General features: G+C 45.8%; 15 protein-coding genes and 2 rRNA genes. 10 read left to right on the top strand and 7 right to left on the bottom strand.

The features are described from left to right. From NBH15_RS23250 to NBH15_RS23205, 10 genes are all read left to right on the top strand, one after another. A 23S ribosomal RNA gene (locus NBH15_RS23250) occupies nucleotides 1-87 on the top strand; the annotation flags it as partial. Nucleotides 88-188: 101 nt separating this feature from the next. Then, nucleotides 189-299, top strand: a 5S ribosomal RNA gene (gene rrf / locus NBH15_RS23245). Nucleotides 300-632: 333 nt separating this feature from the next. Then, nucleotides 633-1799 (top strand): efflux RND transporter periplasmic adaptor subunit, encoded by a 1167-nt coding sequence (locus NBH15_RS23240; protein WP_046146546.1) that lies wholly within the window; start codon nucleotides 633-635, stop codon nucleotides 1797-1799. After that, entirely contained in the window at nucleotides 1796-6310 is a 4515-nt protein-coding gene (locus NBH15_RS23235; protein WP_250823662.1) for a multidrug efflux RND transporter permease subunit, read from the top strand. Before NBH15_RS23240 ends, NBH15_RS23235 begins: the two co-directional genes overlap by 4 nt. Before the next feature lie 163 nt (nucleotides 6311-6473). Further along, nucleotides 6474-7406, top strand: coding sequence for a homoserine O-acetyltransferase MetA (metA, locus tag NBH15_RS23230; protein ID WP_250823661.1), 933 nt, complete (start codon nucleotides 6474-6476; stop codon nucleotides 7404-7406). Between the two features lie 48 nt (nucleotides 7407-7454). Continuing rightward, nucleotides 7455-9200: a PD-(D/E)XK nuclease domain-containing ATP-binding protein gene (locus NBH15_RS23225; protein ID WP_250823660.1), complete on the top strand. Its 1746-nt coding sequence runs from the start codon at nucleotides 7455-7457 to the stop codon at nucleotides 9198-9200. Nucleotides 9201-9233: 33 nt separating this feature from the next. Next, nucleotides 9234-11060 carry a peptidase U32 family protein gene (locus NBH15_RS23220; protein WP_250823659.1) on the top strand — a complete coding sequence of 609 codons (1827 nt, stop codon included), beginning with the start codon at nucleotides 9234-9236 and terminating at the stop codon, nucleotides 11058-11060. 529 nt (nucleotides 11061-11589) lie between these two features. Continuing rightward, complete coding sequence (locus NBH15_RS23215) at nucleotides 11590-12318, top strand: peptidylprolyl isomerase (protein WP_250823658.1); 729 nt, start codon at nucleotides 11590-11592, stop codon at nucleotides 12316-12318. Nucleotides 12319-12387: 69 nt separating this feature from the next. Continuing rightward, nucleotides 12388-13038: an NAD(P)-dependent oxidoreductase gene (locus tag NBH15_RS23210; protein WP_250823657.1), complete on the top strand. Its 651-nt coding sequence runs from the start codon at nucleotides 12388-12390 to the stop codon at nucleotides 13036-13038. A gap of 110 nt (nucleotides 13039-13148) precedes the next feature. Then, a complete protein-coding gene (locus tag NBH15_RS23205) occupies nucleotides 13149-13775 on the top strand; it encodes an HAD family hydrolase (protein ID WP_250823656.1) in 627 nt (208 codons plus the stop codon). 15 nt (nucleotides 13776-13790) lie between these two features. Here the strand turns inward: NBH15_RS23205 and NBH15_RS23200 are convergent, their stop codons facing one another. The 7 genes from NBH15_RS23200 to NBH15_RS23170 form a co-directional block, all read right to left on the bottom strand. After that, entirely contained in the window at nucleotides 13791-16148 is a 2358-nt protein-coding gene (locus tag NBH15_RS23200) for a hybrid sensor histidine kinase/response regulator (RefSeq protein ID WP_250823655.1), read from the bottom strand. A 12-nt stretch (nucleotides 16149-16160) separates the two neighbouring features. After that, nucleotides 16161-16523, bottom strand: a complete 363-nt coding sequence (locus NBH15_RS23195; protein ID WP_128135254.1) for an Hpt domain-containing protein — start codon at nucleotides 16521-16523, stop codon at nucleotides 16161-16163. Between the two features lie 298 nt (nucleotides 16524-16821). Next, complete coding sequence (gene galE, locus NBH15_RS23190) at nucleotides 16822-17862, bottom strand: UDP-glucose 4-epimerase GalE (protein ID WP_007657598.1); 1041 nt, start codon at nucleotides 17860-17862, stop codon at nucleotides 16822-16824. Nucleotides 17863-17883: 21 nt separating this feature from the next. Then, a complete protein-coding gene (gene rsxA / locus NBH15_RS23185; RefSeq protein WP_007657600.1) occupies nucleotides 17884-18456 on the bottom strand; it encodes an electron transport complex subunit RsxA in 573 nt (190 codons plus the stop codon). An 18-nt stretch (nucleotides 18457-18474) separates the two neighbouring features. After that, on the bottom strand, nucleotides 18475-19059 hold the full coding sequence (locus NBH15_RS23180; protein ID WP_250823654.1) for an RnfABCDGE type electron transport complex subunit E: 585 nt from the start codon (nucleotides 19057-19059) through the stop codon (nucleotides 18475-18477). Next, complete coding sequence (locus NBH15_RS23175) at nucleotides 19052-19687, bottom strand: RnfABCDGE type electron transport complex subunit G (RefSeq protein WP_128135253.1); 636 nt, start codon at nucleotides 19685-19687, stop codon at nucleotides 19052-19054. Before NBH15_RS23175 ends, NBH15_RS23180 begins: the two co-directional genes overlap by 8 nt. 2 nt (nucleotides 19688-19689) lie before the next feature. Next, nucleotides 19690-20649 carry an RnfABCDGE type electron transport complex subunit D gene (locus NBH15_RS23170; protein WP_122328723.1) on the bottom strand — a complete coding sequence of 320 codons (960 nt, stop codon included), beginning with the start codon at nucleotides 20647-20649 and terminating at the stop codon, nucleotides 19690-19692. Nucleotides 20650-20652: the final 3 nt, after the last annotated feature.

Here is a 20652-nt window from a genome sequence, read left to right as displayed (position 1 = left end):
TTGTAGACTACGACGTAGATAGGCTACAGGTGTAAGGGCAGTAATGTCGAAGCCGAGTAGTACTAATAGCCCGAGACTTTCTATTTCCGAGAGGAAGGATTGATATATCAGCAGTGTTAGTATCTATACTAGCAAAGCGAAGGTTACTGAAAGAGTAGCGTTGTCCAGGTCAAACATCTTAAAGGTATTAAGGTGGTTATAGCGTTGGGGATCCACCTCTTCCCATTCCGAACAGAGAAGTTAAGCCCAATCACGTCGATGGTACTGCGTAAAAGTGGGAGAGTAGATAGCCGCCGTTTTAGAGTCACAGACTCCAAACAAATGAAAGGAATCAATCGTAAGGTTGGTTCCTTTTTGCGTTTATAGCAGATGACTCTGACTATTCATAAATACATTATTTGTATTTGGTTTATATTTGTTTTGTGGATTATGTAGCATTTGTCTGTGGAATAATTCTACGAACCCCATTTTTAATAAAGAAGTTGTTCTATTTGGTTGTTTATTTATATGGTTAATATTTAGGAGTATAGCGTTTTTTAACAGATTGTATTGAACAATGGTACGATTATTTCATTCTTACAATATAGAGATAGAACAATAGAAAATTTAAATGTCATTTATAGATATTAGTAATGGTAGGAGAAAGATTAGTAAAAGGAGGTATCGTATTAGTCGCCCTTTTAATGTTGGCAACAGGATGTCGAAAAAAAGAAGAGCCGTTGCGTCCCCTTGTCATAGTTGACAAGCCTCAGAAAGAAGATGTACAAATTTTTGGTGAATATGTAGGCCGTATTCGTGCCGCAAGTTATGTAGAGATACATGCACGCGTAGAAGGTTATCTGGAAAGGATGCTGTTTGTAGAAGGTAAACAGGTGAAACAAAATGAACCTTTGTTTATTATAAATTCAGCACTTTATAAGGCACGCGTAGAGAAAGCGAAAGCACAGTTAAAAAAGAACGAAGCTCAGGCGGCAAAAGCCAAAAGAGATGTAGAGCGTTTACAGCCGTTGTACGAACAGCATGCGGCCAGCCAGTTGGATCTTGATAACGCATTAGCTTCCCTGGATGATTCGGAAGCTAATATCGCAATGAGCAGAGCTGACCTGGACCAGGCACAACTGGAGCTGGGTTATACAACGGTCACTTCACCGATTGCCGGATATATCAGTGAGCGTTTTGTCGATGTCGGCGCCCTGGTTGGTCCCGGTGTCAACTCCAAATTAGCGGCCGTGGTAAAAAGTGATACGGTATTGGTCGACTTCAAAATGACCGCATTGGATTATCTGCGTGCCGAACGCCGTAACATTAAGTTCGGTGAGCAGGATACGACCCGTTCCTGGCAGCCGACTGTAACCGTGACACTAGCCGATAATTCCGAATATCCGGTCAAAGGTGTAGTCGACTTTGCTGATCCGATTGTAGATCCTCAAACAGGAACATTCGGTGTACGTGCAGAATTGGCTAATCCGAATCAGAAATTACTTCCCGGACAGTTTACCCGCGTAAAACTATTATTGGATGTACGTGAACGGTCAATCGTTGTTCCCCGAAAGGCTATTTCCATAGAACAAGGCGGTGTCTTCATCTATATTATCCGGCGTGATAATGTAGCGGAAAAACGTTTCGTGCAAACAGGACCTGAAATTGGAAATAACATTGTTATTGAACGCGGTCTGGGAGAAAATGAAGCAGTAGTTATCGAAGGCTATCATAAATTAGTTCCTGGTATGCTGGTTCGTCCGGTTCAGGCAGGGGATGACAAAGCCATCGAAGCATATAGAGAGGAGGCAGGAGAATGAAGCCGGGATTCTTTATAGACCGTCCCGTATTCTCGACCGTACTATCTTTATTGATCGTTATTGTCGGGGTTATAGGATTGATGATGTTACCGGTGGACCAGTATCCTCAGATCACGCCTCCGGTTGTGAAGATCAGCGCCTCTTATCCGGGAGCCAGTGCCTTGACGGTGTCGCAGGCTGTTGCAACACCAATCGAACAGGAACTGAATGGTACTCCGGGTATGATCTATATGCAGAGCAGCAGTACGAACTCCGGAGGTTTGACTATAACAGTCACTTTTGATGTTTCTGCCGATGCTGACCTTGCTGCTGTTGAAATACAGAACCGTGTGAAGCTGGCTGAATCGCGCCTGCCTTCCGATGTTGTTCAGAATGGTATCACCGTGGAAAAACAATCGGCCAGCCAGTTGATGACGTTAAGCCTGAGTTCGGATGACCCGCGTTTTGATGAAATCTATCTGAGTAACTTCGCTACGATCAATGTGCTCGACGTACTTCGCCGTATTCCGGGTGTGGGACGTGTCTCCAATATCGGTAGCCGTTACTATGGTATGCAGATATGGGTATATCCGGATCGCCTGGCAAATATGGGACTGACGGTAAAAGATATCCAGGCTGCCCTGAAAGAACAGAACAGTGAATCCGCTGCCGGAGAATTGGGTAAACAGCCGGTTATCGACGTGGATATCACTTTGCCGATCACTGCCCGCGGACGTCTGTCTACGGTAAAAGAATTTGAAGATATCGTTGTCCGTGCCAATCCTGACGGATCGATTGTCCGTTTGCGCGATGTTGCGAGAATATCTTTGGAAGCCTCTTCCTATTCTACGGAAAGTGGAATAAACGGAAAGAATGCGGCTATCCTGGGTATTTATATGCTACCGGGTGCCAATGCTCTGGAAGTGGCAACCAATGTAAAAGAAGCTATGAAAGAGATCAGCCAGAACTTCCCGGAAGGACTGGAATATAAGTTTCCCTTTGATATGACTGAATATATATCACAGTCTATCCACGAAGTTTATAAAACCTTGTTTGAGGCTTTGTTCCTGGTTATACTGGTTGTATTCCTGTCATTACAGAACTGGCGTGCCGCTTTAATCCCGACTATCGCTGTTCCCATATCATTGATCGGGACATTCGGATTTATGCTTATCATGGGATTCTCCCTGAATATGCTGACCTTGCTCGGACTGATCCTGGCGATTGGTATTGTGGTCGACGATGCGATTGTCGTAGTGGAGAATGTGGAACGTATTATGCATGAAGAACGGCTTACAGCCCGCGAAGCCACCCATAAAGCGATGCGCGAATTATCGGGAGCTTTGATCGCAACATCGATGGTATTGGCAGCCGTATTCGTTCCGGTGAGTTTTCTGAGTGGAATTACCGGAGCATTATACCGTCAGTTCTCTATTACGATAGTGGTTTCCGTATTGTTGTCGACTGTCGTTGCTTTGACATTAAGCCCGGCGATGTGTGCTTTGATATTACGTCCGACTGTCGGAAAGAAAAATTTCGTCTTCCGCAAGATCAATATATGGCTGCATAAAGGAAATAATAAATATATCCATTTGCTGACCCGTGCGATCACTAATCCCAAAAGAATCCTGGCCGGATTCGGTATGGTACTTGTTTTTATCTTTGTACTGAACCGGATTATTCCTACCAGTTTTATCCCGGAAGAAGACCAGGGATTTTTTACGGTGGAATTAGTTATGCCCGAAGGTGCGACATTGGAGCGTACCCGTAAAGTAACCGACAGAGCGATAGAATTTCTGGAAAAACAACCGGCTGTCGCTTACGTCCAGAACGTGACGGGAAGCAGTACCCGTGTGGGAACTTCGCAAAGCCGCTCCACGCTTACCGTTATTCTGAAACCCTGGGAAGAACGTAAATCTTCCGGCATGGGTGTTGAAGATGTGATGGCTGTGGCCCGTAAAGAATTTGAATATTATCCGGAGATACTCGCTTATCTGAATCGTCCGCCGGTAATACCCGGTCTGGGAGAAAGCGGAGGTTTGGAAATGCAGTTGGAAGCCCGCGGTGAAGCCAGTTGGGAAAATCTGGTAAGCGCAACCGATACATTTATGCTATATGCGTCGAAAGCTCCCGAACTGACCGGCGTATCTTCCGCCCTGCAACCGGAGATTCCACAGCTATACTTTGACGTAGACCGTGACCGGGCAAAGTTCCTGGGTATTCCTCTGACGGATATCTTCTCGACGATGAAAGCCTATTTGGGCTCCGTCTACGTGAATGACTTCAATATGTTCAACCGTATATATAAGGTATATATCCAGGCAGAAGCCCCTTATCGCGCCACTCGTGATAATATTGGACTGTTCTTTGTCCGTGCACAAAACGGTTCGATGGTTCCGTTAACCGCTTTGGGTACGACGAGCTATACGACCGGACCGGGTACGATCAAGAAGTTCAATATGTTCTCGACAGCTGCCATCAGTGCAGTGGCTGCCCCCGGCTATAGTTCCGGTGAAGCCATGGCTGCCATGCAACGGATTACACGCGAACATCTACCCGATAATATAGGTTTGGAATGGAGCGGTCTGTCTTATCAGGAAAAGAAGGCCGGCGGACAGACAGGCATGGTGCTTGCACTCGTATTTCTTTTTGTGTTCTTGTTCCTGGCTGCACAGTATGAAAGTTGGATCGTTCCGATCGCTGTTATCTTATCTTTGCCGGTTGCCGCTTTGGGTGCTTATCTGGGAATTTGGGCTACCGGGTTACATAACGATGTCTATTTCCAGATCGGGCTTGTCACGCTGATCGGATTGGCGGCGAAGAATGCGATCCTGATCGTCGAATTTGCCAAAGTACAGGTCGATACCGGAGTAGACGTTGTTCAGGCTGCTATCCATGCGGCGCGGATGCGTTTCCGTCCGATCCTGATGACCTCTTTGGCATTCGTATTGGGTATGCTTCCGATGGTGTTGGCTAGCGGGCCGGGATCAGCCTCACGCCATAGCATCGGTACAGGTGTGTTCTTTGGTATGTTGGTTGCCATTACGGTAGGTATTGTATTGGTACCGTTCTTCTTTGTTCTGATTTATAAGATTAAACGAACGCTGCGGATGGATCGTGTTGCGCGGATAATACCTAAAAAGAAGGTGTTCTTTTTTATGGTTGCTGCGTCGGCTATTACCTTCTCTTTTTCTTCTTGTAAGCTAGGAGAGAAATATGCCCGTCCGGAGTTGAACCTTCCGGCTGAACTGGAGGCCGGTGCCGACAGTCTTTCCGTGGATAATATTCCCTGGGAAAGCCTGTATGCCGATACCACTTTGCAACGGCTTATTACGACTGCCCTGGAAAATAATAAAGATATGAAGATAGCAGCCGCCAAGATCAAGGAAATGATCGCTGCCAAACGTATCACATTTGCCGACCAGTTTCCGGAAATAGGCGCACGTATTTACAGCCAGAAAGAACGGTTGAATTATGGAGGCGATAATCCTAAACCCGATCCAGAATACGGGGCGAAGCTGACCCTTTCGTGGGAGTTGGATTTGTGGGGTAACCTCCGTTGGGCAAACGAAGCCGGCGTTGCTGCCTACCTGCAATCGGTAGAGGCCCGCCGGGGATTACAGTTGACACTGGTTGCCGAAGTGGCGGCCGCTTATTATCAACTGTGTGCTCTCGACCGTCAGTTGGCTATAGTCCGCCAGACATTGGAAGCCCGTCGTGAAGGGGTTCGCCTGGCTAAACTCCGCTATGATGGTGGTCTGACTTCCGAGACTTCTTATAACCAGGCTTTGGTGGAGCTTGCCCGTACCGAGACGCTTGTCCCTTCCTTGGAGCGCCAGGTAAAGATCAAGGAAAATGACCTGTCCCTGTTGTTAGGCGAATATCCGGGATATATCCCCCGCGGCCTGTCTCTCGACCAGCAACATTTGCCGGATGCTTTGCCGGTAGGATTGCCCTCGGCTCTGTTGGAACGCCGTCCGGATATGCGTCAGGCCGAGTTGAAGTTGCGCGAAGCGAATGCAAAAGTAGGAGTAGCCTATACCGATCTGTTTCCGAAGATCAGCCTGACCGGTAATTTCGGTCTCGAGAGTGAAGAGTTGGGCGACCTGTTGAAAAGTCCGGCATGGTTCCTGGCAGGGGATCTGCTTCAGCCTCTTTTCGCAATGGGGAAGAACAAGGCAAAGCTGAAAGCGTCCAAAGCCCGTTATGAGCAGGAGGTGTACAGTTACCAGAAAAGCGTGATCGGTGCTTTCAAGGAGGTGAACGATGCAATTGTTACGATCCATATGGCGAAAGATATTCGTCGCTCGCAGGAAAAACTGGAAGCAGCCTCGAGGAAATATTTAAAGTTGGCGGAATTGCAGTATATCAATGGTGTAACCAATTATATAGATGTATTGGATGCCCAGCGTGGTTATCTGGATGCCCAGATCAGTTTGAATAAGGCGGTACAGGATGAACTGCTGTCGGTCGTTTATCTGTATAAAGCGCTGGGAGGAGGATATACATCAGCCTCAGAAGAAATACAGTAGTTAGATAGAAATACAGTAGTTAGATAGAAATACTCTGATATATTTGCGTACCTATGGGCTATTTACTAAAGAGCCTATAGGTACTTTTTTCAGTAGGAAAAACGTTAACTGCTAACTTATTTCTATCTTTGTATTCCTAAAAACAATAAAGAGAGGAATTGCCATGCCATTAAATTTACAAAAGAATTTACCCGCTATCGAACTCCTTAAAAAGGAACACATCTTTGTGATGGATTCCTTGCGTGCATCATCCCAGGATATCCGTCCGCTGCGTGTGGTGGTACTGAACCTGATGCCGTTGAAGATCACGACAGAGACAGACCTGATCCGTCTGTTGAGTAATACCCCTTTGCAGGTGGAGCTGGACTTTATGAAGATAAAGGGCCATACCCCAAAGAATACTCCGATCGAACATATGCAGGAGTTTTATAAAGACTTCGACGATATAGAGAAAGATTATTACGACGGAATGATCATTACCGGTGCTCCGGTAGAACAGATGCCTTTTGAAGAAGTCAGTTACTGGGAAGAGGTGACGACGATCTTCGAATGGGCGCGTACGCATGTAACCTCTACGTTATATATCTGTTGGGCGGCGCAGGCGGGATTGTATCATTTCTATGGTGTGCCTAAATATGATTTGCCGGCAAAGATGTTCGGTGTTTTCCGGCATACGTTGCGTGAGCCTTATTTGCCAATATTCCGCGGGTTCGATGATGAGTTTTATGTGCCTCACAGCCGTCATACGGAAATACGCCGCGAAGATATCCGGAAGGTACCGGAATTGACGCTTCTTTCGGAGAGTGAGGAGTCGGGCGTTTATATGGCGATGTCGCGCGGCGGCCGTGAGTTTTATATTACAGGCCATTCCGAATATTCGCCTTATACGTTAAGCGATGAATATATCCGCGACCTGAATAAAGGCCTTCCTATTTCCGTTCCCCACAACTATTACCGCAACAACGACCCGGCCCAGGGCCCTGTAGTCCGTTGGCGCGGCCATGCGAACCTGTTGTTTACAAACTGGCTGAACTATTACGTTTACCAGGCAACTCCGTTCAATATTAAGGATATAAAGAATTTGGGGAGTTTGTAAATATCGCTACCGAAAGGAGCTGACGAAACGATTAAATAAAGAGTATATATGGCAAAGAAAATACCTTACGGATTGACGGATTATCTTCGTATTGTTACAGAAGATTATTACTATGTGGATAAGACGGAATATATTGAAGATCTGGAAAAGACAGCGGCTTTCCTGTTTCTGATCCGTCCGCGCCGTTTCGGGAAATCGTTGTTCCTGAATATGCTTAACTGCTATTACGATGTGAAATATGCCGACCGTTTTGAGGAACTGTTCGGTAATCAATACATCGGCAAGCATCCGACTGCTGAACAGGGTAAATACCTGGTTTTACGTTTTAATTTCAGCATGGTAAGGGCTACGGACGATAAACTGGAAGCTGCCTTCAACCGGCATATCAGTCTGGAAACAGCGTATTTTGCCAGCGTATATGCTTCTTATTTTAAACCTGATTTCCAGGAACAGCTAAAATTGATTCCGGAGGCTGCCGGACGTTTGGAATATATTTGCCTGTGTGCCAAAGAACAAGGGCTGTCTATCTACTTGCTGATCGACGAATACGATAATTTTACCAATACGATATTATCCTCTAAAGGAAATGATGTGTATCATTCTTTGACGCACGATTCTGGTTTCTATCGTTCATTCTTTAATGTGGTAAAAGGTGTTACCACCGGAGCGGAAGCCCCTGTGAAACGAATGTTCATTACCGGTGTGTCGCCTGTTACGTTGGATGACGTGACGAGTGGTTTCAATATCGGGACGAATATAACGACAGATGAACAGTTTAATTCGATGGTCGGTTTCAGCGAATCGGAACTGCATGAGATGTTATCTTATTACCAGTCGGAAGGCATGCTGGCCGATTCTATCGATGATATTGTCCGGATGATGAAACCCTGGTACGATAATTACTGTTTTGCTAAAGAATGTATCGGGCAAACGATGTATAATTCGGATATGGTGCTCTATTTCCTGAATAACTATTTGCAGAGGAAACGTCCGCCTTCCGAAATGGTCGACCGTAATATCCGGACGGATTACAGCAAATTGCGCTACTTTATCCGTATCGACAGGATGCAGGAAGAAGGTTGTTCGGTCATTACAAAGTTGATCGATACCGGCGAAGTGAACGGAAATGTGATAAAAGACAGTTTTCCAGCAGAGAACCTGGCCGATCCGGGTAACTTTATTTCACTGCTATACTATTTTGGTTTGCTGACTTACGACCGGATGGAATATGGCGAAACGATCATGAAAGTACCCAATCTGGCCGTCCGCGAACAGATTTACAGTTATCTGGTGGAAGCGATGAAAGAACGCGAGTCGGTTGTTTTCCCTTTTATGGACTTGTCCGACCGGATGCGTCGTATGGCTTATTTCGGGGAATGGGAAGCTGCTTTGGACTTTTTCGCCCGTCAGGTTGATAAGAAAGCGGTTCTTCGTGATGCGATCTATCAGGAGTCGACCATTAAAACACTGATGGTTGCTTATATGGGGTTGACGGATTACTTTATTATCTGGCCTGAGTTTGAAGCGGGCCGTGGTTTCTCCGATCTTTACCTGATGCCCAACCTGGCAAACTATCCGGATATGCAATATTCCTATCTGGTAGAGTTGAAATTCCTGAAACGGGATGATACGACAACCGATGTGGAAGCCTTATTGCAGGAAGCCGAAAACCAATTGCGCCGTTACGCCGCTGACGAGAAGATACTCAGTAGCATCGGTAACACTCGCTTACGCCTGCTAGCCGCTGTTTACCGTGGCTGGCAACCGGAGGCAATGCGCGAATTTGTTTTGTGAGTTGTACTTTTTTGATAAATCTGAAATAACAATATGCCAATAAAACCCCGCCGCATAGAATTACTATCGCCGGCTAAAGATCTGAACTGTGGTATTGAAGCCATTAATCATGGGGCTGATGCCGTGTATATCGGTGCGCCGAAGTTTGGGGCCCGTGCCGCTGCCGGAAATACGTTGGAGGATATTCGTGCTCTTTGTGAATATGCTCATTTATATAATGCCCGTATCTATGTGGCTTTAAATACCATTCTGCGGGAAGAAGAATTGCCGGAAGCGGAGCAACTGATCCGGCAACTCTATCAGGCAGGAGCCGATGCTCTGATTGTACAGGACATGGGGATCACTTGCCTGAATCTGCCACCTATCCCGCTGCATGCCAGCACACAAACGGATAACCGTACGCCTGAAAAGGTGAAGTTCCTGGAGGCAGCCGGTTTTACACAGGTGGTTCTGGCACGTGAATTGTCGTTGAATGAGATTCGCTGCATATCGGAACAGGTTTCTGTCCCGCTGGAGGTTTTCGTACATGGCGCATTATGTGTGAGTTACAGCGGGCAGTGCTATCTGAGTGCGGCTTTGAGCGGGCGGAGCGCTAACAGAGGAGAGTGTGCGCAATATTGCCGGTTGCCTTATTCGATGGTGGATGCGAATGGGACGGAGATCGTTCATAACAAACATTTGTTATCACTCAAGGATATGAACCGTTCCGACCAACTGGAAGCCCTGCTGGATGCGGGTGCTTCTTCTTTTAAAATAGAAGGGCGCTTGAAAGATGTCACTTATGTAAAGAATATAACGGCTTATTACCGGAAGAAACTGGATGCTATATTGACGCGCCGACCCGAATATATCCGTGCCTCAGCAGGAAAAAGTACCTATGAGTTTGAGCCGGTAGCCGAGAAAAGTTTCAACCGGGGATTTACTCCTTTCTTCCTGCATGAACGTACAAAAGATATAACAGCTTTCAATACTCCGAAATCATTGGGTGAACCTGTCGGAACCGTCAAGGAACTGAAAGGCAATTCGTTTACCATCGCTGGAGTGAAGCAACTGAATAATGGGGATGGCTTGGTATTTTTCAATAGTCGCGGTGAGTTGGAAGGGTTTCGTGTCAACAGGGTAGAGGCGAACCGTGTCTTTCCGTTGGATATGCCGGATATAAAGCCTAAGACGCCTTTGTATCGTAACTTTGACCAGGTTTTTGAAAAGCAGTTGGCGAAACCTTCTGCCGAACGTAAGCTGGCTGTAAGGATTGAATTCCTGGATAATCCTTTCGGTTTTACATTGGTTATGGAAGATGAAACGGGAGCACGTGTGATGCTGACCGAGCCGTTCGATAAGGAACTGGCACGCCGTGACCAGGCCGACAATATCCGGACGCAACTTGCCAAGTTGGGGAACACGCCGTTTGAAGCTTCGGAAGTACATATAGGAATGGGGGAAAACTGGTTCGTTCCGTCGTCTCTTCTGGCGGATATGCGTCGCAAGGCTGTAGAGAAGTTGCAGTCAGACCGTATGATCCGTTACCAGCGTGAACTCTCGCGTAAGGTTGAACCTGCGAAAGAGGTTCCTTTTCCGGAACGCCAGTTGACTTATCTGGGGAATGTCTCTAACAGCCGGGCGGAAGCTTTTTATAAGGCGCATGGGGTAGAGACAGTTGCTGAAGCCTTTGAGTTGAAGCCGGAAAAAGACGTTCCGTTGATGTTTACGAAGCATTGCCTGCGGTATAGCATGGGCTGGTGCCCGACGTATCAGAAGGAGAAGTCACCTTATAAGGAACCTTATTATCTTTTATATAAGGATACCCGGCTAAGATTGCAGTTCGATTGTAAGCGGTGTCAGATGCTGGTGTATAAATGATTTTTTGAAATTAACTATCATACTATCACTTTCTGATATAAGATGTTGTAACTATGATTGTTATATTGTGATAGTAGGGGTTTTCAACTATCACTTATCTATCATTCATCTATCATACCCTGCTTAAAAAGTAGTATAGACAGTATGCTGTTTTTAGTGACTATATAGCTAAAGTTCAGCAAGATAATAATAAGAGTTGCTCTACACCCGGGTCTCTACCCCCTCTACACCCGGATGTAGGCATCGTTAAGATGGGGGTGTAAAACAGGATGAGATGGGCATCCCGGCAACAAAAAGTCTGTATTCGGGTGAAATGAAGTAATAGATTTGGGATAAAAAGGTAGTAAGGAAACGAATTATAAGAGACCGTATACAGCAGGGCGGAAAGGATACTTGCATATCTGTCAATAATGAACAAATAAATAAAAACAAGGTGTTATGAAACAACGACTATTTACTCTTTTGCTTCTTCTTTTTTACTTTGGTCTCTTGTGGCGATAAACCGCTGGACCCTTCGAAACCCGTTTATGTGACAGTGAAAACGACTATGGGAGATGTTACTGTCCTGTTGTATGATGACACTCCCTTGCATCGTGATAACTTCATCCGGTTGTGCCGGTCGGGTGAATATGAGGGGATGCTATTTCACCGTATCATTAAAGATTTTGTAGTGCAAGGTGGTGATCCGACCAGCAAAGCTCATGAACCGGGTGTTTTGTATGGAGACGGTGATGGTGGTTATACCGTTCCGGCCGAGATACTTCCCAACCATTTCAATAAACGAGGTGCTCTGATCGATGCCAAGGAAAGTGATGATGTAAATCCCGAACGTGCATCGGCCGGAACCCAGTTTTGTTTCGTGCAGGGAAAGAAACATACTGATGCTGAACTGGATGAGAAAGAGGTACGGATCAACCAGATTCGCCGTAACTGGTTATATTATAAATTCCTGGATCAGTTGAAGAAAGAAGATCCGGCACTGGCTGCCGACTCTTTGGAAACGGAACTGACAAACCGTGCTTTGGTTATGGTGGAGGATACATTGGCCGACCTGGGCCCGTATGTTATTCCCGCCGAACATCGCGAAGTATATAAGACGGTTGGCGGAGTGCCCCATCTGGATAGTTCCGTGACGATCTTCGGAGAAGTGGTGGACGGTTTCGATATCGTAGAGAAAATGTCGCTGGTGAAAACAGACAAGAATGACCGGCCTATCCAGGATGTTATGATTAAATCGACGAAAGTATTTCAAAAGTAAATTCGCTTTTCCAAAACAAGATGGCTACCTGATGTTGTTCTATAGAAAGTAATCAAACAACATACAGTCATGAAGAAAATAGTTATCATAGGCGCGACCGGCTATGTCGGGTCCGCTATTCTGAAAGAAGCATTAGGCAGGGGGCATCAGGTAAAAGCCATCGTCAGAGATCCGTCGAAACTGACTTTAATCCATCCGCATCTGAAAGTAGTGGGAGGGAATGTGACCGATACGGACTTTTTATCCCGCGAACTGGCTAAGTCGGATGCGGTGATCAGTGCTTTCAATCCGGGCTGGTCGAATCCCAATATTTATGAAGAGACACTGGAAGGCTATGGCTCTATCCTTTGTGCCGTTCGCAACTCCGGTGTGCATCGTTTCCTGATGGTTGGCGGAGCAGGCAGTTTGTTGGTGGCTCCCGGTCGTCAGCTGATGGATGAACCGGACGTTCCCAAGAAACTTTTACCGGGAATACGGGGGATGGCAAAGGTTTATACCGATTTGTTGTTGCCGGAAAAGTCGGTGGATTGGGTTTTCCTGAGTCCTGCGGCTAATATGGCACCGGGAGAGCGTACCGGAAAGTTCCGTCTGGGAAAAGATGAACTGATTGTCGATGAAAGTGGGGATAGCAACATCTCCGTAGAAGATTTCGCTGTTGCCATGATTGATGAACTGGAACAGGAAAAACATCATCAGGAGCGATTTACACTCGGGTACTAAGTGTCTTTGACAAAAACAGTTGCAGGTATTCGAATAGTTGTTGCTTTACACTTATTATGCTTATCTTTGTCAGGAAGTAGAGATAAAGATAGATGTAAAAAGAGATAATTATGGCAAAGATTAAAAACATTGTATTTGATTTAGGAGGAGTTTTTATAGACCTGGACCATGATCAGGCAGTTCGTCGCTTTAAAGAGATCGGAGTGGAGGATGCGGAACAGTTGCTGGATCCTTATGAGCAGAAAGGGATCTTTCTGGAAGTGGAAAACGGTACGATCAGTGCTGACGAGTTTTGCCAAAAGCTTCGGGAGCATACGGGGAAAGACCTGACGTATGAAGATATAAAATCCGGTTGGCTGGGATTTATCGTTGATACGCCTCAATATAAGCTCGATTATGTGTTGAAACTTCGCGAGCGCTACAATGTTTATCTGTTGAGCAATACCAATCCCATCATCCAGGAAGGGTGGGCAAGGACAAACGAGTTTACTTCGGCAGGTCGTCCGATCGGTGCCTATTTTGATAAAATGTACACCTCGTATGAAGTTGGCGTAACTAAGCCCGACCGGCGGATCTTTGACTATATGATCAAAGACAGCGGACTGATTCCGGCAGAGACGCTCTTTGTGGATGATGGTAAAAGCAATATTGAAGTAGGACGCACACTGGGCTTCATCACCTACCAACCCCAAAACGGGGAAGATTGGCGTGAAGCTATCGATGCACTGTTGAAATAAACCGGTTGGGGGTATTCAACGGAACCACTTTCCCATAACACTGTAAAGCCTGTCTATTTCTATGGGTTTGGCGATATGTTCGTTCATCCCGGCTTCCAGGCTTAGCCGTACGTCTTCGGCAAAAGCATTGGCCGACATGGCTACGATCGGTAAGTCCTTGATGTCTTGCCGGTTGAGAAGACGGATTTGCCGAGTGGCTTCAAGACCGTCCATGACAGGCATTTGTATATCCATGATTATGAAATCGTAATATCCTTCGGGGGAAGCGGAAACCTTGTTGACTGCTTCCAGTCCGTCGCTGGCTGTTTCAATTTCAGCACCGGTTTCCTGTAGCAACTCATAAGCGATCTCACGGTTCAGGTCGTTGTCTTCCACAACGAGTATCCGTTTGTCCGGAAAAGAGGAGACGATAGATGGTACGACAGTTGCCTGTTCTTCCTCTTTTTTGTTTGTGGCAAACTTTTTCATCAGGTGAAACAGTTTGGACTTCATGATAGGCTTACAGATGAAACCGTTGACTCCTGCTTTCAGGGCTTCGATTTCGTAGCCGGAATAGTCGTAAGCCGAAATGATGATAATAGGAATATCCGGTCCTACGCATTCCCGTATTTTGTAGGTTGTTTCAATGCCATTCATATTGGGCATCATCAAGTCTATGATGATTGCAAAATAATTGTTTCCTTCGTTTACTTTCTGTACCGCATCCTGACCGGAAAGAACCCATTCCGGTTTCATTCCTAATTCTTGCAGGTTTTCATAGGCTATTTCGCAGGATACATCATCATCATCCACAACTAATACCGGCAGGTCTATTAATAGATTGTTGTCGTATTCATCCATGCCTCCCAGTTTGACATGGAATCTCATGGTGAATTTGGAACCTTTTCCATATTCGCTTTCTACCAGGATATCCCCGTTCATCATCTGAGCGATATGACGACTGATTGCCATACCGAGTCCAGTCCCCTGGATATTGCGGATGGCTTTATCGTCCGACCGTTCGAACGGCTCGAATACTTTGCTTAAGAATTCAGGTTTCATTCCTATGCCATTGTCCGTGACGGCTATTTCAAATTGCCCGTAACCGTTATAAACGGAAGGTTTCTCCTCGACTGAAATTTGTATTAGTCCTTTGTCAGGGGTATATTTGATTGCATTTGTCAGCATATTCAACAGTGCCTGTTGTATGCGTTGTACGTCACCGATCAGGCATTCGTGCTTTACTTTGCTGTGTATTACTAACTTTTGCTTTTTTGCTTCAAAGGCCGACTGCACCATGATGAATAAACTTTCCAGCAGTTCGTCGAGTTTGAATGTCTCTTCCGTCAGCATGATCTTACCGCTTTCGAGCTTCGACATATCCAATACTTCGTTTATCAGGTTGAGCAGGAGTTTGGAAGATATGGTTATTTTCTTCAGGCAGTCGGCTATGCGGTTCTGGTCGTTCATATGAAGGCCGGCTATTGCCGTCATGCCCACGATTGCATTTATGGGAGTACGTACGTCATGGCTCATTCGTGACAGGAAGTCTGACTTGGCACGGTTGGCGGCTGTTGCGCTCTGTGGGGCTTCCTGCAACAATAGCTTCTGTTTTCTCTCTTCCTTGATTTCAGTTATATCGGTCCTGGTCATCAACCAGATGTTTTGTTCCCTGTCGAAGTTGCTGAACCGTATTTTCTTTTCACGGTTTTCACCGTTTTCTATCATGGTACCGTATAAAATATACTCTCCATGTTGTCGCAGTATCGGATCGACGTGGGCGATACTCATCTTCTCGGTCATTGTGTCGCAAAACTCCGGCTCCATATATTGCCGGTTGTACTCTGCAACTACCGCTTCATAGTTGCTGCTGGCTACCGGGGGAGGAGTTTCGCTTTCCGTACCGGAAGTGTACATGACATAACTGTTTTTAGAGGCTTCGATATAAATCACATAGTCGTATTCAGCTTTCACGGCTGTTTCAATGATTTGTGATTTCCTGAAATCATTAACATTGTGGCTGGAGAAGACAACCCTGTCGGGTATGCCTTCTTTGTTAGTCAAGATATCTATAAAGGCTTCGTGCCATTCAAAACCGAAATGGTCGTTACAGAAACGCATGTCGAATTTTTTGTGGAAACATCCTTCGGCTATCATTTTACGGAAGGCTTCAAGCGAAACCGTTTCGTCCCATAGAGTATGGTCAGGCAGATAGACATCATTCTTTATCGTGTTATTGAGAATGACGTAATCATGTTTCGTATTTTCCAACTCCGGAATCATGGAGTCTTTTTGTATTTCGACACTTCCATCTTCCAGATAGATAGTCCAGATAGTATCCATGAGATATTGGTAGTTAGCCAATGATTCATTTGATTTAAGCCTCTTATTCATGCAGTTTGTTTATTATCTTGCTTTGTGTTCGGTAATCAGGTCGCAGATTAGTTTGTACTGTACTTTCAGCTGATCAAACAGGTCTTGCATACCTTCAGTATCTCCGGTTCTGAGTTTTTCTGTCATCGGGATCAATATGTCCGATATATTTGTCAGGTCAAGCGTAGCCACCAGTCCTTTTAATGTATGGGCATATCTGAAAGCCAGGGAAATGTTATTCTCATTGAGGCTTCTTTCCATCAGGATGAAGTTTTCATCCATAGGGAATTTGGAAAGTATTCTTTCATAAAACTGTTCATTATCCATGAAACGGTTTAATGCACTGTCCAGGTTAACTCCGTACGCTTGTAACTTCTCTTTATATTCGCTTGTCATGTTTTTTATCACCATTTATATAACAAATCATCTGTCTGTTACGAAAGGAATCCCCAAAAGTAGATAAAAAATATGTATGGAGATGGAAAAAGCGTTATAATTCAATAGGAATGTATGTTTTTTTCTGCTAATTGACGAATCCAGTCCTCCAACGAGTCTGTTTTGATGTCTGATGTTGGTTTTGAAGCTCAGTCAACGTTTCATTGATAAGTACCGGTTACATGCAGGGGGGCAAGAAAAATGCCGGAAGAAATCTCTGGAGAATCTTCCGGCATGCTTATTTAAAAAGACTTTTCTTTTATTGGATACCGCGTTCGCGCAGTTTTTCCTGCCATTTCCAGGCAGAAGCCAAAGTGTCGGACAACGTTTCTTTAGCAGTCCAGCCCAATACTTTGTTGGCACGTTCCGGGTTAGCCCAAACTTTTTCGATATCACCTTCGCGGCGGCCTACGATTTTGTGAGGAACTTTTACACCGGTAGCTTTTTCGAATGTATTGATCAGTTCCAACACTGTTACACCATTACCGGTTCCCAGGTTGAAATATTCAACATTCTCTTCTGTTTTACCACCCAGCATACGGTCCATAGCGATTACGTGTGCTTTTGCCAGGTCGACTACATTGATATAGTCGCGGATACAAGAGCCGTCAGGTGTATCATAGTCGTCACCGAATACGCTCAGTTCCTTGCGGATACCGATTGCAGTCTGTGTCAGATACGGGATCAGGTTCTGGGGAACGCCGTTAGGCAATTCGCCGATTTCTGCACTCGGGTGAGCACCGATCGGGTTGAAGTAACGCAGGATAATGCTCTTGAACGGAGCGTTTGCGTGAATAGTATCGCGGATGATCTCTTCGTTGATCTGTTTGGTGTTGCCATAAGGAGATGTTGCCGGTTTGATCGGGGCATCTTCTGTTACAGGCAGGTTTTCGGGATCAGGCTGTCCGTAAACGGTACAGGAAGAAGAGAATACGATTCCTTCGATATTAAATTCCGGCATCAGTTCCAGCAGGTTTACCAGCGTAACAACATTGTTACGGTAGTACTTCAGTGGCTGCTGAACCGATTCGCCAACAGCTTTGCTTGCTGCGAAAAGGATGATACCATTGATACCCGGATGAGCCTTCAGTGCTTCGCGGGTTCCTTCTTTATCTTTTAAATCCAGTTTGATGAATTCAGGACGGATACCTGTGATCTTTTCAATGCCATCCAACACTTCAATATTGGAGTTTGACAGGTCGTCGATGATAACTACATCATAACCTGCATTCTGCAACTCAACTGTAGTGTGTGAGCCAATATATCCGGTTCCACCTGCTACTAAGATTTTCTTTTTCATGCTAGTCTCTATTTAGATTAATTATACGATTCCGGAGAATCCCATAAACGCCATTGCCAGCAAACCGGCTGTTATCAGCGCAATAGGGGTACCTTTCATACCTTCGGGAACACGTGTCAAAGCCAACTGTTCTCTTATCCCTGCAAAGATAACTAAAGCTAGCGCAAATCCAATAGCTGTTGATATTGCATATACAACAGATTCCAATAAATTATATTCTTTTTGTATTACGAGGATGGCGACACCCAGGATACAGCAGTTGGTGGTAATCAACGGAAGGAACACGCCAAGTGCCTGGTAAAGAGCCGGAGAAACCTTTTTCAGTATGATCTCGACCATCTGAACCAGTGCGGCGATGATCAGGATAAAGCTGATGGTCTGCATAAAGCCCAATCCGAACTTATCCAGGATATATTTCTGCACCAGGAAAGTAACGATGGTTGCGATCGTCAACACGAATGTTACTGCTGCACCCATACCGGCTGCCGTTTCCACCTTCTTCGATACGCCCAGGAACGGACAGATACCCAGGAACTGCGCCAACACTACGTTGTTGACGAATACGGCTGCGATAAATATTAGTATATATTCCATATCTTTCGTTTTTTAATATCAGGCTTTACGCAATTTATTAACAATAGCAATCAGGTAACCCAGCGCGATGAAGGCTCCTGGTGCCAATACAAAGATCAGCGAACCATATTGTTCGGGCATCAGTGTCAGGCCGAACAGTTTACCTGTTCCCAACAGTTCGCGGGTTGCTCCCAGCAAGGTAAGTGCCAGCGTAAAGCCGAGTCCCATACCTAATCCGTCGAATGCGGAAGGGATCACTCCGTTTTTAGCGGCAAATGCTTCCGCACGTCCCAACACAATACAGTTTACAACGATCAACGGGATGAACAATCCCAGGCTGGCGTAAAGAGTCGGAACGAATGCTTCCATACACATCTGCACGACGGTTACGAATGTAGCGATTACGACAATAAAGGCCGGAATACGTACCATGTCGGGGATCAGGTTCTTCAAGGCTGAAATAACCATATTGGAACAGATCAAAACGAACATGGTGGCCAGTCCCATACTCATACCGTTCAGTGCTGAAGATGTTGTTCCCAGAGTTGGACACATACCCAGCAACAAGACAAATGTCGGGTTCTCTTTGATGATACCGTTCATCAATACTTTCATATTACTCATTGTCGTTTCCTCCCTCGTTAGTGTTAGCGGTTGTTGCACCGGTTACTCCGTCAGTTCCGGCGAATGCGCTGTAAGCACGGTTCACCGCATCCAGAAATGCACGGCTGGTGATGGTTGCTGCTGTGATAGCATCCACGTCGCCACCGTCTTTAGTTACTTTTAATGGTCCGGCGGAGAGGCTGCGCCCCAGCACGCTTTGTTTATTCTTGTCCGTACTGAACCATTCCTGCATCTTAGCTCCCAAGCCGGGAGTTTCTGCATGTTGTAATACGGAATAATTCAATAACTTGCCTTCCTTATCGAATCCGACGATTACTTTGATCTCGCCGCTGAATCCTTTCTTTGTATTACTTTCGACAGCTGCACCTACGAACTCTCCGCCTTTGGAAGCCGGATAGATTTTCAGGGAATCGCCGTCGGCCGTAACTGCCATATAAGCATCCTCCGACGGTTTGTTGTCGAATTCAGGTGTTACAGCTTTGATAGCAGCTTCCAGCGCTGCAGCTTTAGAGGCTGCTATCGGGCCGGTGGTGTACATATTTACTCCGGCTAATATCGCTCCCGCAACCAAACAGATGATGGTAAGCGACAAGAGCATATTGGGTAATGTTGATTTTAGTTTTGCCATGCTTATTTCCCTCCAAAATGTTTAGGTTTGATATAACTGTTGATCAGCGGGGTAAATGCATTCATAATAAGAATAGCAAACGACATACCTTCCGGATAAGAACCAAACAGACGGATAACGGTGGTTAGAATACCGATACCGACACCGTAGACCAGCATACCGTTCTTGCTCATGGGCGAAGTCACATAGTCGGTTGCCATAAAGATGGCTCCCAGCATCAGACCTCCCGACAGCAGGTGAACGAACGGACTTGCGTATTGTACCGGATTAACCAGGTGCATAATACCAGTGAATACAAATACGGTCAGCAGGATAGAAACCGGAATCTGCCAGGTAATAATCTTTTTCCATAACATAAAGACAAGTCCCAGCAACAATGCCAGTGCACTTACTTCACCGAGGCTACCACCCATTTTACCTAACAACATATCTACCAGGGTAGGTAACTTGTCGAGTGCTCCTTCATTCATCAGTGATAAAACAGTTGCACCGGTGGTTGCGTCGGTGTAGGCTGTCAGCTGCCCGACTTCCGGCCACATCGTCATCTGTGCCGGGAAAGAGATCAGCAGGAATACACGTCCGACCAATGCCGGGTTAAAGATATTGTTACCCAGTCCGCCAAACGACATCTTGCCGATACCGATTGCCGCCAATGCACCGATCAGGATGATCCATACAGGCAGGTTCGACGGCAGGTTGAATGCCAGCAGTACACCGGTCAGGATAGCCGAACCGTCACATACGGTCGGTTCCTTTTTCATCAGGAACTTCTGGATCAGATATTCAAAGAGGACGCAGGCTACGACCGATGTTGCAGTAACGATCAGCGCACCCAGTCCAAAGTAGTAGAGGGATACCAGGAAAGCCGGAACAAGGGCAATCAGTACACCATACATATTTTTGCTTATGCTATCGCCGCCGTGGATATGGGGCGAAGGAGATACTATTAAATTATTTTCCATATT

It is taken from the genome of Parabacteroides caeci (assembly GCF_023656795.1).
Lineage (GTDB): Bacteria > Bacteroidota > Bacteroidia > Bacteroidales > Tannerellaceae > Parabacteroides > Parabacteroides segnis.
The sequence above is the reverse complement of the archived record's forward strand: the minus strand, read 5'-3'. Positions and strand labels throughout refer to the sequence as shown.